1 protein-coding gene is annotated in these 665 nt (G+C 55.5%); it reads left to right on the top strand.

Features of this window, described 5'->3' with window-relative positions; translation table 11 throughout:
* Window positions 1-511 (top strand): potassium channel family protein (locus J5M71_RS26330; RefSeq protein ID WP_207838397.1); only part of this gene is annotated, 511 nt, incomplete at its 5' end.
* Between the last annotated feature and the right edge of the window lie 154 nt (window positions 512-665).

The following is a 665-nucleotide window of genomic DNA, read 5'->3' as shown; positions in this document are numbered from 1 at the left end:
GTATTACAGCGATGCGCAGTATCTGCTGATCATCCGCATCATTCGGATGCTGCGGATTTTCCGCGTGCTCAAGCTCAGCCCGTATCTCAAGCAAGCCAACTATCTGATGTCGGCGCTGCGCGGCAGCAAGCAGAAAATCGTCGTGTTTCTGGTCAGCGTGTGCACGCTGGTGACGGTGTTCGGCACGCTGATGTACGTGATCGAAGGCCCGGAGCATGGTTTCACGAGTATTCCCAAGGGCATCTATTGGGCGATCGTGACCTTGACCACTGTCGGCTTCGGCGACATCGTGCCTAAGACGCCGCTGGGCCAGGTGATTTCCTCGCTGGTGATGATCACCGGTTACTCGATCATCGCCGTGCCCACAGGGATTTTCACCGCAGAGCTGGCCAATGCCATGCGCGGCGAACAGCTGCAACATGACTGCCCGGGCTGTCAGAAAAAGAACCATGAACAGAGCGCAGCGTTCTGTTCGCGCTGCGGCAGTCAGCTGTTCAAGAAAGTGGAATAAGCACAGAGCTTTTTAATCTTTAAGCGACTATGCGAGGCCCGTTATAGTCGCTGGCAAATCGCCTCATTTTTGACACGACACCCCACAGAACAAGGAATGCGCAGTGAAAAAACTCTTTGGCGCCTCACTTCTCGCCGCCGGCTTGGCATTGGCC

Source organism: Pseudomonas sp. 43(2021) (genome assembly GCF_017490805.1).
GTDB lineage: Bacteria > Pseudomonadota > Gammaproteobacteria > Pseudomonadales > Pseudomonadaceae > Aquipseudomonas.
Note: the sequence above shows the minus strand (reverse complement) of the source record. Positions and strands in the feature narration are given on the sequence as shown.